The 12442-nt window shown below is 66.1% G+C and carries 13 protein-coding genes; 5 read left to right on the top strand and 8 right to left on the bottom strand.

The window, feature by feature from the left end; all coding sequences use genetic code 11:
* Window positions 1–15 precede the first annotated feature (15 nt).
* Entirely contained in the window at window positions 16–777 is a 762-nt protein-coding gene (locus DS837_RS06030) for an SDR family oxidoreductase (RefSeq protein ID WP_149163887.1), read from the top strand.
* Window positions 778–831: 54 nt separating this feature from the next.
* Here DS837_RS06030 and DS837_RS06025 read toward each other — a convergent pair whose 3' ends face one another.
* A complete protein-coding gene (locus DS837_RS06025) occupies window positions 832–1515 on the bottom strand; it encodes an HD domain-containing protein (protein ID WP_149163886.1) in 684 nt (227 codons plus the stop codon).
* 226 nt (window positions 1516–1741) lie between these two features.
* Here DS837_RS06025 and DS837_RS06020 point away from each other — a divergent pair, with 226 nt between their 5' ends.
* On the top strand, window positions 1742–2668 hold the full coding sequence (locus DS837_RS06020; RefSeq protein WP_149163885.1) for an ABC transporter ATP-binding protein: 927 nt from the start codon (window positions 1742–1744) through the stop codon (window positions 2666–2668).
* Window positions 2665–3438: an ABC transporter permease gene (locus tag DS837_RS06015; RefSeq protein WP_211102105.1), complete on the top strand. Its 774-nt coding sequence runs from the start codon at window positions 2665–2667 to the stop codon at window positions 3436–3438. The genes DS837_RS06020 and DS837_RS06015 overlap by 4 nt, the downstream gene beginning before the upstream one ends.
* A gap of 19 nt (window positions 3439–3457) precedes the next feature.
* Here the strand turns inward: DS837_RS06015 and DS837_RS06010 are convergent, their stop codons facing one another.
* The 3 genes from DS837_RS06010 to DS837_RS06000 form a co-directional block, all read right to left on the bottom strand.
* Entirely contained in the window at window positions 3458–3952 is a 495-nt protein-coding gene (locus DS837_RS06010; RefSeq protein WP_149163884.1) for a GFA family protein, read from the bottom strand.
* Between the two features lie 166 nt (window positions 3953–4118).
* Window positions 4119–4892, bottom strand: a complete 774-nt coding sequence (locus DS837_RS06005) for a GntR family transcriptional regulator (RefSeq protein ID WP_149163883.1) — start codon at window positions 4890–4892, stop codon at window positions 4119–4121.
* A gap of 35 nt (window positions 4893–4927) precedes the next feature.
* On the bottom strand, window positions 4928–5614 hold the full coding sequence (locus tag DS837_RS06000) for a CBS domain-containing protein (RefSeq protein ID WP_149163882.1): 687 nt from the start codon (window positions 5612–5614) through the stop codon (window positions 4928–4930).
* Window positions 5615–5774: 160 nt separating this feature from the next.
* Here DS837_RS06000 and DS837_RS05995 point away from each other — a divergent pair, with 160 nt between their 5' ends.
* On the top strand, window positions 5775–5963 hold the full coding sequence (locus tag DS837_RS05995; protein ID WP_149163881.1) for a hypothetical protein: 189 nt from the start codon (window positions 5775–5777) through the stop codon (window positions 5961–5963).
* Between the two features lie 7 nt (window positions 5964–5970).
* Here DS837_RS05995 and DS837_RS05990 read toward each other — a convergent pair whose 3' ends face one another.
* The 4 genes from DS837_RS05990 to DS837_RS05970 all read right to left on the bottom strand — a co-directional run bounded on the left by DS837_RS05990 (window position 5971) and on the right by DS837_RS05970 (window position 10150).
* Window positions 5971–6675: a TerC family protein gene (locus DS837_RS05990; protein WP_149163880.1), complete on the bottom strand. Its 705-nt coding sequence runs from the start codon at window positions 6673–6675 to the stop codon at window positions 5971–5973.
* 97 nt (window positions 6676–6772) lie between these two features.
* Window positions 6773–8263, bottom strand: a complete 1491-nt coding sequence (locus DS837_RS05985) for a tripartite tricarboxylate transporter permease (protein WP_247889792.1) — start codon at window positions 8261–8263, stop codon at window positions 6773–6775.
* A 222-nt stretch (window positions 8264–8485) separates the two neighbouring features.
* Window positions 8486–8992: a tripartite tricarboxylate transporter TctB family protein gene (locus tag DS837_RS05975; protein ID WP_149163878.1), complete on the bottom strand. Its 507-nt coding sequence runs from the start codon at window positions 8990–8992 to the stop codon at window positions 8486–8488.
* 84 nt (window positions 8993–9076) lie between these two features.
* Window positions 9077–10150 carry a Bug family tripartite tricarboxylate transporter substrate binding protein gene (locus DS837_RS05970; RefSeq protein ID WP_149163877.1) on the bottom strand — a complete coding sequence of 358 codons (1074 nt, stop codon included), beginning with the start codon at window positions 10148–10150 and terminating at the stop codon, window positions 9077–9079.
* A 502-nt stretch (window positions 10151–10652) separates the two neighbouring features.
* Here DS837_RS05970 and DS837_RS05965 point away from each other — a divergent pair.
* Window positions 10653–12362 carry a right-handed parallel beta-helix repeat-containing protein gene (locus DS837_RS05965; protein ID WP_149163876.1) on the top strand — a complete coding sequence of 570 codons (1710 nt, stop codon included), beginning with the start codon at window positions 10653–10655 and terminating at the stop codon, window positions 12360–12362.
* The last annotated feature ends 80 nt before the right edge of the window (window positions 12363–12442 follow it).

Below are 12442 nucleotides of genomic sequence, written 5' to 3'. Positions count from 1 at the left end.
GGAAATGTCTTCCAAATGAACACCGTCCCTCAGGCGCCGCTGATTCTGATAACGGGTGGAAGTCGTGGCGTGGGCGCGGCGACCGCAAGGCTTGCCGCCGCACGGGGCTACGATGTCGCGATCAGCTTCGTCGCCAACGAATCCGCCGCCCGTGCCGTGGCGGCGGATGTGGAGGCTCTGGGGCGCCGCGCCTTGCCCGTACGCGCCGACAGCGCGGATCCGGCGCAGGTCGCCCGGCTGTTCGACGCGATCGACCGGGAGTTCGGCCGGATCGACGTTCTGGTCAACAACGCCGCGGTGCTGGCCCGGCAGTCCAGGACCGAGGATCTCGGCTTCGAGCGGATGCAGCGCATCTTCGCGGTCAACGCGATCGGCCCGATCCTCTGCGCGCAGCAGGCGGCCAAGCGCATGTCCCATCGCCACAACGGGCGGGGCGGCGTGGTGATCAACGTCTCGTCGGCGTCGGCCCGGCTCGGCAGTCCGAACGAATATGTCGACTATGCCGCCTCGAAGGGTGCCCTCGAAACCTTCACCATCGGCTTCGCCAAGGAGGTCGCGCGGGACGGCATCCGCGTCAACGCCATCCGCCCCGGGCACATCCACACGGACATGCATGCGAGCGGTGGCGAGCCGGGACGGGTGGATCGCGTCAAGGACTCGATCCCCATGGGACGGGGCGGTCAGCCCGAAGAGGTCGCGCGGGCGATCCTATGGCTGGCAAGCGCCGAGGCGTCCTTCATCACCGGCACCTTCCTCGACGTTACCGGCGGCAAGTGAGCGACGGGATCGGCCCCGGCCCCGGACCATCCTCCGGCGCCGAAGCCGGGGCGGTCAGGCGTCCCCGGCGATCTCCGCCAGAAGCTGGACCTGGAAGGACAGCAGGAAGGCCGCCCGTTCCTGCGCCCGCGCCCGGCCCGCCGGGGTCTGCATGGTGTTGGGCAGCAGCAGCAGCTTCGCCTTGAAATGGTCCAGCGCGTATTGCAGGTCGTCGAGCGGGCGGCCCTCGGCCATCGGGTCCTCGCCGTGGAACAGCGCCCGCTTCATCAGGCCGGAGGTGGCGAAGCAGCGGGCGATGCCGATGGCTCCCAGGCTTTCCAGCCGGTCGGCGTCCTGGACCAGCTTCGCCTCCACGGTCAGCGGCGGGATGCCGGCGGAATAGCTGTGCGCCTCGATGGCGTGGCGGGTGGCGGGGATCAGCGCGTCGGGGAAGCCCATGCCGCGCAGAACCTCCTCCGCCCGCTCCGCCGACAGGCGGGAGGCGCGGCTGCGGTCCGGATGGTCCTTCGGCACGTTCACGATGTCGTGGAGCAACGCTGCGGCCAGCACGACGAGCATGTCAGGCGGCGGCCCGCCGTCCCGTTCGGCTTCCGCCGCGGCCAGGGCCTTGGCGGTGCGCCAGACGCGAAGAAGATGGTCGACGTCGTGGGCCGGGTCCTCGGCCACATTGGCCCGCAGCCATGTGGTGATGGAGCTTTCCCAAACATCGACATCGCTGAGCACAACATCTTTTGGCATGAGCGCTCGTCCTCTATCGTGCTTTTTACATAATATGGGGATGGGCAGGGCTGTTGTCCCGAAATCATTTGTGGGCGGGCGTCCCCCACCCCGAATCGGGACTCCCAAATCAGGACCCTCTTATCCGGAATGGTTGCGTCGCGCCGAATGCCCGATGACCGCGGGCCATCCCGCCGTTAAGGTGACGCCCGCCCGGAACGGGCCGACCGACAGGCAGAGGGGGGACATGCAGCCGATCATTCAGGTGCGTGGGCTGGAAAAGACCTACGCCACCGGCTTCCAGGCGCTGAAAGGGGTCGATCTCGATATCCGCCGCGGCGAGATCTTCGCCCTGCTGGGGCCGAACGGGGCCGGCAAGACGACGCTGATCAGCATCGTCTGCGGCATCGTCAACGCCACCGCGGGCACCGTGACGGTCGACGGGCACGACATCGTGCGCGACTGGCGCGCCGCGCGCTCGCTGATCGGCCTCGTCCCGCAGGAGCTGACGACCGAGGCGTTCGAGAGCGTCTGGGCCACCGTCAGCTTCAGCCGCGGGCTGTTCGGCAAGCCGCCCGATCCCGCCCACATCGAGAAGGTGCTGAAGGATCTGTCCCTCTGGAACAAGAAGGACAGCAAGGTCATGGCGCTGTCCGGCGGCATGAAGCGCCGCGTGATGATCGCCAAGGCCCTGTCGCACGAGCCGCGCATCCTCTTCCTCGACGAGCCGACCGCCGGGGTGGACGTGGAGCTTCGCCGCGGCATGTGGGAGATGATCGGGCACCTGCGCGACAGCGGCGTGACCATCATCCTGACCACCCACTACATCGAGGAGGCGGAGGAGATGGCCGACAGCATCGGTGTCATCTCCAACGGCCGCATCGTGCTGGTCGAGGACAAGGCTGCGCTGATGCGCAAGCTGGGCAAGCGGCTGCTGACCCTGCAGCTCCAGAACCCGCTGGAGTCCATCCCGGCGGAACTGGCCGGCTACCCCCTGACCCTGTCCGGCGACGGGCGGGAGCTGGTCTACAGCTTCGACACGCAGGACGACCAGACGGGCATCGCCCGGCTTCTCCGCAAGCTCGGCGACCACGGCATCGATTTCACCAACCTGCACACCGAGGAAAGCTCCCTCGAGGAGATCTTCGTCAGCCTTGTGAAGGAGCGGGCATGACCTCCCCCATCAACCTTCATGCGGTCAAGGCCATCTACCTGTTCGAGCTGGCCCGCACCTGGCGCACGCTGTTCCAGAGCATCGCGGCGCCGGTCATCTCGACCTCGCTCTACTTCATCGTCTTCGGGGCGGCCATCGGCGGGCGCTTCACGGCGGTGGATGGGGTGACCTACGGCGCCTTCCTGGTGCCCGGCCTCGTCATGATGTCGGTGCTGACGGAAAGCGTGTCCAACGCCTCCTTCGGCATCTACATGCCGCGCTATTCCGGCACGATCTACGAGGTGCTGTCGGCGCCGATCTCGGCCTTCGAGACGGTGGTCGGCTATGTCGGGGCGGCGGCCACCAAGTCGATCGTCCTCGGCGTGCTGATCCTGCTGACCGCCCGGCTGTTCGTCGACTACTCGATCCAGCACCCGGTCTGGATGGTCGCCTTCCTGGTGCTGACCTCGGTGACCTTCAGCCTGTTCGGCTTCATTCTGGGCGTCTGGGCGGACGGCTGGGAGAAGCTCCAGATCGTGCCGATCCTGGTCATCACGCCGCTGGCCTTCCTCGGCGGCAGCTTCTATTCGATCAGCATGCTGCCGCCGCTGTGGCAGAAGATCACCCTGTTCAACCCGGTGGTCTATCTGGTCAGCGGCTTCCGCTGGAGCTTCTACGGACAGGCCGACGTGCCGGTGGGGATCAGCCTCGCCATGACCGCCCTGTTCCTGGCGGTCTGCCTGACGGCGGTCTGGTGGATCTTCCGCACGGGCTACCGGCTGAAGGCCTGACCGGTCCGGACGGCGGGGATCACGCCCCGCCGTTCGGTTTCCCGCCGTCCAGCATCCCATGCGCCCGGTGCCATTCCTCCAGCGATTCGGGCGGATAGTCGTCGCTGTGCTCGTCTCCCGGCCCGGCTTGGACGGGGACCCAGTTGGCCTTCGACCCCAGCATCATGTGGACGTGGGCCGGCGCCTCCGGCAGGGGGGTGTCGATGGCGCTGGCGAAGGGGTGGACCAGCTCCGGCCAGCGCGGGTCGCTCACCCACAAGGCGGAGCCGCAGCGCGCGCAGAAGCGCCGCTCGCCGGGGCTTTCCCGCCCGTCGATGCGGGCGTGAAAAACGGAGACGTGCTCCGCCCCCGTCACGGCCAGCGTTTCGGCCTTGGCTCCCAGATTGATGGCGTAGCCGCCCCCGCCCGCCGTCTTGCGGCAGATCGAGCAGTAGCAGCGCAGGTACGGAGCCGGCGCATAGGCGTCCACCGAGAAACGTACCGCGCCGCAGTGGCAAGACCCGTCGAGCTTCATCCGCCCTCTCCTCCGATCTTCAGGCGCCCGGCCGCGCCGCCGCACCCGTCCAACCCTCCCGGTCCGGGAAAGTTTCCGGAGGACGCGGCGATCCGCCACCGGGGCCATCGCCCCGCTCACCTCCTTCGGCCGGAGGGGAGAGGGGCGATTACGGCCCCCCTCCGCTCTACATCAGCGGCAGGCCATCCTTGAGCGCGGCTTTGACGTCGGCGTTCCGGCCCTCGGCGCCCCGCACCTCGGCCAGCCGCAGCCAGTCGAGGAAATCGCCGTGCCGTTCGACATGGGCGGCCAGACCCAGCGTGTGTTCGCGCGCGAGACGCTCCGCCAGTTCGCCGTCGCGCCGCTCCAGCGCCCGGATGATGTCGCGGTGCTCGTGCATCGACTGTTCGGCCCGGTTGTCCTGCCGGATCGACAGCTTGCGGATGGCCCGCATGTGGATGAACAGGTTGTCGGTCAGCGTCTCCAGGATGCGCGCCCGGCTGAGGCGGATGATCGCCTTGTGGAACTCGATGTTGGCGTCGGAATATTCCTGGATGTTGTCGGAGGGCGCTTGCTCCTCGAAGCTGCGGAAGATGTCCCACAGCGTGCCGATGTCCTCCTCGGTGGCGCGTTCGGCGGCGAGGCGGGTCGCCATGCTTTCCAGCGCCGCCCAGGCGATGATCATCTCGATGATCTCGGTCTTGGTCTTGCGGACGATGTAGATCCCCCGCCGCGGCTCCAGCCGCACCAGCCCTTCCTGCTCCAGCAGGGTCAGGGCCTCGCGGATCGGGGTCCGGCTGACGCCCAGCAGGCCGCTGAGCTGGCGTTCGTCGAGCCGGACGTCGCCGGGGTGGTCGTAGATGTCCATCTGGATGATGGCCTGCTTCAGCTTTCGGTAGACCTGGTTGCGGAAGGTGGCTCCGGAGTCCAGCGGCTGGACGGACAGTTCGGGTGGCGGCATCGGGCTGCTCCTTCGATGGGGCGGATGAGCGGGGATCACCCGACGAAGCGGTTCCGGTTGAGATGCTCCTCCACGCGCTTCACGCCGCTCACGCCGCTCGCCGCGGTGTGCAGGGCACGGCGCTGTTCCTCGCTGTCGACCATGCCCCAGAGCTGCACGACCCCGTCGTTGACGACGATGTTGATCCGATCGAGGTCCACCCAGGACTGTCCGTCCAACGCCTCCAGCAGCGCGGCGCGGATCGCCTCGTCGCCGGACGCGCCGAAGCCGGTCCCGCTGCGCCGGTTGCGGAGCAGCCCGTGCAGCAGGTTGGCCCGGCTGATGATGCCGACCGGGCGCCCGTCGACCAGGACGGGAGCGCGCTTGATCCGCTTGTCCTCCATCAGGTCGGCGATCTCGGCGATCTCGGTGTCGGGCGCGACGGCCTGGACCGGGCGCGACATGACGTCGCGCGCGCAGCGCCCATGCGTCTTCAGGAAGTCGGCGGCCTGCACGTTGCGGCCCACCAGCATCTCCAGCCAGCGGGCGCGCGGACGGTCGGTTCCCGTCTCCACCCGGCGCAGCAGGTCCCCCTCGCTGATGATGCCGACCGCGCGACCATCCTGGTCCACCACCGGCAAGCCGCTGATCCGATGGGTCAAAAGCAATTCCGCTATGTCCGGCACGGGGGTGTCCAGCGCCACCGTGATGACCGGCGATGTCATGACATCCTTCGCTTGCATCTCGACGTTCCTCCCTGAACTGACGGTGCGGAGCCTGTGTCCGGCTCCTGCTGCGTGTCTGGTATACGAAATGCTATGTTTCTTGTCCCTTGCTCTCCAACGGACTTTGCGCCATCTCTGCTGCAGCGCAGCATGAGTGTGTCAGAGTCCGGAGTTCCCCATGTTGGAGAGTCTTGCCGTCGTGTTCGCCCTGGCCGGGTTGGCCGCCGTGGTGACGGAGATTTTGCGGAACGATCCGGGCCTCATCTCCGAGATCACCAGCGACGTGCGCGCCATGGCCCTGCCGAGCCGTTTCCGGGCGGTCCGGGGCAACCGCTGCCGCGAGCCCCGTCGCCCCTCCTCCTGCTGACTCCTCTTCAGGCCGGATCGGTCTCCACCACGGCGCGGCGGCGGTTGATGCTGCGGGCCATCAGGTAACCGGCCGTCATCACCCCCAGCGCCGCGACGAAGGGCGCCGTCCCGGTCAGCACCGGCAGGCTCTCCGTCACGTGGGAATGGATGCTCGGGTCGGTGAGGATGACCTCCGCCGCGATGTAGCCGAGCAGCCCGGCGCCGGCATAGACCAGGGCCGGCAGCCGTTCGATGGCCTTCAGGATCAGCGTGCTGCCGAAGACGATCAGCGGAATGCTGATGGCCAGCCCGAGGATCAGCAGGACCGTGTTGCCGTGAGACGCGGCGGCGATGGCGATGACGTTGTCCAGGCTCATCACCGCGTCGGCGATCACGATGGTGCGGACCACCCCCCACAGCCCGGCGGAGGTGCCGGCATGCTCCGCCTGCTCCTCCTCCTCGGTGGGCAGCATCAGCTTGATGGCGATCCAGAACAGCAGCGCCCCGCCGATGATCTTCAGGTACGGGATGGCCAGCAGGTAGGCGATGATGACGGCGAACAGCACGCGCAGCACGATGGCCGCGGCGGTGCCGAGGAAGACGCCGATCTTCTGTTGCTTCGGCGGCAGCGAGCGGCAGGCCAGCGCGATGACCAGCGCGTTGTCGCCGCTCAGCAGGATGTCGATCCAGATGATCTGGAGCAGAGCGATCATGAAATCGGACGTGTCCATCGTCCCCAACCCCCCGATGTGAGAAGAAATCCCCCCGCCGGTCGTCCCGTCCCGGACGCCGGCGGGGGAGTGGGTGGAGCTATTTCACCGGGATCACCTACTTCACGGGGATCACCTGGGTCCCGCCGTCCTGCCGGGACTGGCGCTTGCGCAGCAGTGCGGAGATCACCGGCCAGAACAGCATGACCAGCGCCAGGGTGACGATGCTGCCGACCAGCGGGTTGGACCAGAAGATCGCCAGATCGCCCTGCGACACCAGCATGGCCTGCCGGAAGGAGCTTTCCGCCATGTCGCCCAGCACCAGGGCCAGCACCAGCGGGGCCAGCGGGTAGGACAGCTTCTTGAAGACGTAGCCGACGACGCCGAACACCAACATCATGACGATGTCGAGGAAGGCGTTGTGCACCGTGTAGGCGCCGACCGCGCAGATCACCACGATGACCGGCGCGATGATGCTGAAGGGGATGCGCAGGATCGAGGCGAAGACCGGAACCGTGGTCAGCACCACGATGAGGCCGGCAATGTTGCCCAGATACATGCTGGCGATCAGGCCCCAGACGAACTCCTTTTGCTCGACGAACAGCAGAGGGCCGGGCTGGAGCCCCCAGATCAGCAGGCCGCCCAGCAGCACCGCCGCGGTTGGGGAGCCGGGGATGCCCAGCGTCAGCATGGGCAGCAGCGCGCTGGTGCCCGCCGCGTGGGCCGCGGTTTCCGGAGCGACCACGCCCTCCACCTCGCCGTTGCCGAAATTCTGGCGGTTCTTGGAGAAGCGCTTGGCAAGGCCGTAGCTCATGAAGGAGGCCGGGGTGGCGCCACCGGGCGTGATGCCCATCCAGCAGCCGACGATGGAGCCGCGGACGGCGGTCACCCAGTAGCGGGGCAGGCTCTTCCAGGTCTCCCACACGACCTTGGCGTTGATCTTCGCGCTCTTGCCCTTGAAGGCCAGCCCTTCCTCCATGGTCAGGAGGATCTCGCCGATGCCGAACAGGCCGATGACCGCGATCAGGAAGTCGAAGCCGCGCAGCAGTTCCACCGACCCGAAGGTCATGCGCAACTCGCCGGTCACGCTGTCCAGCCCGACCGCGGCCAGCGCGAAGCCTAGCATCATGGCGCACAGCACCTTGAAAGGGGATTCGCTGCCCATGCCGACGAAACTGCAGAATGTCAGAAGCTGGACCGCGAAGAACTCCGCCGGGCCGAAGCGCAGGGCGAAGCCGGCGATCACCGGGGCCAGGAAGGTGATGAGCAGGACCGCGACGAACGCCCCGAAGAAGGACGAGGTGAAGGCCGCCGTCAGCGCCTCGCCCGCGTGGCCTTTCTGGGCCATCGGATGGCCGTCGAAGGTGGTCGCCACCGACCAGGGCTCGCCCGGTATGTTGAACAGGACCGAGGTGATGGCCCCGCCGAACAACGCCCCCCAGTAGATGCAGGAGAGCATGATGATGGCGGAGGTCGGCGACATGCTGAAGGTCAGAGGCAGCAGGATCGCCACCCCGTTCGCTCCGCCCAGCCCCGGCAGCACGCCGATCAGGACGCCCAGCGTGATGCCGATGAACATGTAGGCGATGTTCATGGGATCGGCGAGCACGCCGAACCCCTGTATGAGTGACCCGAGCGCTTCCAAGTTTCCCTCCCTTTCCGGCATCCGCGCCCGTTCCGTCTGGAAGCGTCGCGTCTTGAGCGCGCAGGACGGGGTTCGTCCCCGCCGCATGGGCTGGTTCGTCGCGGATGCCTGCCGCTGCTTCGGTGTGCGCGGCCGTTCCCGCGGCCGCCCCGGCTTTTAAAAACTGGACTGATAAAACTGAACTCGTCAGAACCCGAACATCGTCTCCACCGGTCCCTTGGGAAGCGGAACCAGGAACCAGATCTCGAACATCACGAAGAGGCCCGCAGGCACGAGGATGGCGACGGGCAGGATCGTCTTGAGCGGATACTTGCCGACCCAATGCATGAAGAAGGCGATGAACAGCACCGCCGACAGATAGATGCCCAGGAAGGCGGTCAGGATCACGAAGACGGCGCTGGGGACCAGCACCTTGAGAACCAGGGCGAGCTGGTGTTTCTCGACGAAGGCGGTGCGTTCGCCGCTGTGGCGCCAGATGTTGACGGCCAGAGTGGCCAGACTGCTGACCAGCATGATCAGGCCGACATAGAAGGGGAAATAACCGGCCTTCGGTCCGTCGGACCCCCAGCCGTTGCCGACGCGGACGCTGTCGGCCATCACCACGAGGGCGACGAGGGCGAACAGACCGGCGACGACGATTTCCATGGTCCGGTTCGAGACGACCGGATCACTGTTCTGTGTTCCATGCTCCATGGCTCACTCCCACAAGAAACCCGAAGGGCGGGGGAGGGCGCCCGGGACGCGATGCCCCGGGGGCCGCGCTTGAGACGAGACGGGCTATTGCTTGGTGAAGCCCGCCTTGTCCATCAGGGTCTTGTGCTGGGTTTCCGCCGCGGTCAGCCAGGTCTTGAACTCGTCGCCGGTCTTGAAGCTGACGTTGAAGGCCCCCTTCGCCATGAAGTCCTTCCACTCCTCCGTCTCGCGGACCTTCTTGAAGAGGTCCACATAGTAGGCGGTCTGCTCCGGCGTGACGCCCGGCCCCATGAAGATGCCGCGCAGCATGGTGTATTCCACGTCCAGCCCGGATTCCTTGCAGGTCGGTATGCTGTTCCACGACTTGCCGTCGGCCACCGGCTCCTTCAGCGGGATGCGCTCCTTGTCGAAGACACACAAGGGCCGCAGCGCGCCGGCCCGCCATTGCGACACCGCCTCGATCGGGTTGTTGACGCTGGCGTTGATGTGGTTGCCGACGAGCTGCGCCGCCACGTCGCCGCCGCCCTTGTAGGGGACGTAGGTGAAGGTGACGCCCGCCGACTGCTCGATGGCGGCGGTGATGATCTGGTCCTCCTGCTTGGACCCGGTGCCGCCCATCTTGAAGCGGTTGGCGCCGCCCTCCTTGGCGGCCTCGACGAACTCCTTGGGCGATTTCTGCGGAGCCTCGCTGTTCACCCACAGGACGAAGTTGTCCAGCGCCAGCATCGCCACCGGGGTCATGTCCTTCCAGGAGAAGGGAACGCCGGTCGCCAGGGGCGTGGTGAACAGGTTGGACAGGGTGATGATGATCTTGTGCGGGTTGCGGTTCGACGATTTGACGTCGAGGAAGCCTTCCGCACCGGCGCCGCCCGACTTGTTGATGACGACGATGGGCTGGCCCATCAGGTTGTTCTTCTGAATGATGCCCTGGATCATCCGCGCCATCTGGTCGGCGCCGCCGCCGGTTCCCGCCGGGACGACGAATTCGACCGACTTGGTCGGTTCCCAGGCGGCCTGCGCCGCGTTCGGGATCAGCAGAAGGCCGAGCGCGCCGGCCAGGGCCGTTCCGCCGGCGAGCCTTCTTTTCCGGGGTTCTTTAAAAGCGAAGGAGTCAAAAGGGGTCTTCCGCGCGCAGCGCGGGCGCTGTACGTCCTTCATGCCTCATTCCTTCCCTTTATGGGTGGCCGGGCTTCCGTCGGCACGGCTCATCATTTTTGGATTGTCTAGCGAGACGGATTGTTTGTTCAGCAAACTGTCCGTGTGGCGTATGGTATGTGGCATCCCAGCTTTCTTCAACAGGAATGTCACAAGACGACTGGGCCCAATCATTGGGTGCGGCGCAAGAAGCCATCGGGAATCGGCGGCTAAATTCTTGTAGTTCGCTGCAAATTCAAGGATTTTCCGAAAGAGTTATCCCGTTCGTGTTAGCGCTTAAATTCGTGGAACTACCTCTTTCGTTAGGGGAATTCCTGTGACGGATTTGGCGCATTTCAAAAACTAATTATCCTAAAATCGAACCATTTAAGGCCACACGGAGCTGGCTAGGCTCCGGTCCTGTCGAAAACGATTGAGCGCACAGCAAGCGGGACGGCGCGATCCGCGCACATTCCCGCCCACCGCCACAAACGTGGCGCTGTAAAAAAGGAAAGAGTGAAAGACCATGGAACATATGGCCATTGAGCTTGATCATCAGAACCACGCCGACACGACCGGTTTTGTCAGCGATTCTGGTGCCGATCCGTTTCAGGCTATTGTCGACAGCATCACCCCGGTGACCGCCGACAGCACCGCGACGCCGGACTCAATTCTCCATCTCCAGGCACTCCAGACCACCGCGCAGCCTCTGGCGCTGGCCGACGCCACGGCGCTGGCCGCCACCGCCAAGATCGTCGTGAACGCCTCCGGCACCGCCGCGGGCGGCGTCTCGCCCCATTTCAAGCTGCTGGTGGACGGCGCCGTGGTCGGCGAAGGCACCGCGGGCGGCGATGCCAAGGACTTCTCCTTCGACGCCAACGTGACCGCCGATCAGGCGCACAAGGTTCAGATCCAGTACGACAACGACGGCGCCGTCGACGGGCAGGACCGCAACCTGACGGTCAACGCCATTTCCATCAACGGCCACAAGGTCGCCCCGACCGATCCTTCCGTCACCTATGACAAGGGCGCGCTCGACGGCAAGGACGTCGTCCCGGGTCAGGCCAACATGTGGTGGAACGGCACGCTGGCCGTTGCCGCGCCGAAGGAGTTCTTCGCGACGACCGCCGCGGCAGCCCCGGCCGCCCCCACGGCGCCGACCTCCGGCACGTCGGACTACCCGTCCACTCCGGCCTCGCAGATCTACTACGTCGATGCGACCAACGGCAGCGACAGCAACTCCGGCCATGACGCGAACCAGGCCTGGAAGTCGCTGGACAAGGTGAACTCCACCAACTTCGCCGCCGGCTCGCTGGTCCTGTTCGAGCGTGGCGAGACCTGGCACGACAGCCTGCTGGCCTCGACCTCCGGCACCTCCGACAAGCCGATCGTCTACGGCGCCTACGGCACCGGCGCCAACCCGGTGATCGAGGCGGCCAGCGGTTCCAGCTACGCCGTCAGCCTGAACAACAAGGACAACATCACCTTCGACAGCCTGACCATGAAGGGTTCGGGCGATGCCGGTCTGCTGCTCAACGGCGGCGCCGACAACGTGAAGGTCACCAACTCGCAGATCGTCGACAACCAGGGCTCGGGCGTCGTCATCAGCGGCACCTCCCACGGGCTGCGGATCGACCGTTCCACGATCGACGGCAACGGCGAGTACGGCATCGTGCATTACTCCGCCGACAACGCCGACCAGTTCTTCACCAACAACACCATCAGCGACAACGGCTGGCGGACCGACGGCGTGTATTCGGGCTGGAACGGCCGCATCCTGAGCGGCGAGATCGCCGGCAACACGATCTTCAACAACGGCGCCGGCGGTGGCGACGGCCGCTCGCACGGGCTGTACCACGACCACAGCCAGGCCAACAGCACGCTGAAGATCCACGACAACACGATCTACGACAACCCGCGCGGCGCCGGCATCCTCGCCAAGTCGAGCACCGAGATCTACGACAACACGATCTACGGCAACGCCAACGTCGGCATCTCGGTCGGTCAGAACCAGGGCACCAGCGTCACCTACAAGATCTACGGCAACGAGATCTTCAACAACAACGGCGGCATCATGGAGCACCTGAAGGGCGCCGGGTCGATCACGCTCGACGTGCACGACAACATCTTCAACAACAACAACGGCCGCTCGGCGGTGTCGATCGCCGACAGCATCAGCCAGAACGTCGTCAACAACACCATCTCCTCGGCCTCCAAGGCCAGCCCGACCGCCTAAGGACGGGTTCTCTCTCCATCGTTTCGGCGACGACCGCGCCCGGCCATTCCTTGGCCGGGCGTCGGTGCGTTCGGATGCCG

Origin of the sequence: Azospirillum brasilense (genome assembly GCF_008365405.1) — a bacterium.
In the GTDB taxonomy this organism is placed as follows: Bacteria; Pseudomonadota; Alphaproteobacteria; order Azospirillales; family Azospirillaceae; genus Azospirillum; species Azospirillum brasilense_D.
This window is presented reverse-complemented; position numbering and strand designations above follow the sequence as displayed.

Excerpts from the sequence above, each read along its gene's own strand:
- DS837_RS05970 (WP_149163877.1), bottom strand. The coding sequence starts at position 10,150 with ATGAAGGACGTACAGCGCCCGCGCTGCGCGCGGAAGACCCCTTTTGAC.
- DS837_RS06025 (WP_149163886.1), bottom strand. The coding sequence starts at position 1,515 with ATGCCAAAAGATGTTGTGCTCAGCGATGTCGATGTTTGGGAAAGCTCC.
- DS837_RS06000 (WP_149163882.1), bottom strand. The coding sequence starts at position 5,614 with ATGCAAGCGAAGGATGTCATGACATCGCCGGTCATCACGGTGGCGCTG.
- DS837_RS05995 (WP_149163881.1), top strand. The coding sequence starts at position 5,775 with ATGTTGGAGAGTCTTGCCGTCGTGTTCGCCCTGGCCGGGTTGGCCGCC.
- DS837_RS06015 (WP_211102105.1), top strand. The coding sequence starts at position 2,665 with ATGACCTCCCCCATCAACCTTCATGCGGTCAAGGCCATCTACCTGTTC.
- DS837_RS05965 (WP_149163876.1), top strand. The coding sequence starts at position 10,653 with ATGGAACATATGGCCATTGAGCTTGATCATCAGAACCACGCCGACACG.
- DS837_RS05990 (WP_149163880.1), bottom strand. The coding sequence starts at position 6,675 with ATGGACACGTCCGATTTCATGATCGCTCTGCTCCAGATCATCTGGATC.
- DS837_RS06020 (WP_149163885.1), top strand. The coding sequence starts at position 1,742 with ATGCAGCCGATCATTCAGGTGCGTGGGCTGGAAAAGACCTACGCCACC.
- DS837_RS06005 (WP_149163883.1), bottom strand. The coding sequence starts at position 4,892 with ATGCCGCCACCCGAACTGTCCGTCCAGCCGCTGGACTCCGGAGCCACC.
- DS837_RS06010 (WP_149163884.1), bottom strand. The coding sequence starts at position 3,952 with ATGAAGCTCGACGGGTCTTGCCACTGCGGCGCGGTACGTTTCTCGGTG.
- DS837_RS05975 (WP_149163878.1), bottom strand. The coding sequence starts at position 8,992 with ATGGAGCATGGAACACAGAACAGTGATCCGGTCGTCTCGAACCGGACC.
- DS837_RS06030 (WP_149163887.1), top strand. The coding sequence starts at position 16 with ATGAACACCGTCCCTCAGGCGCCGCTGATTCTGATAACGGGTGGAAGT.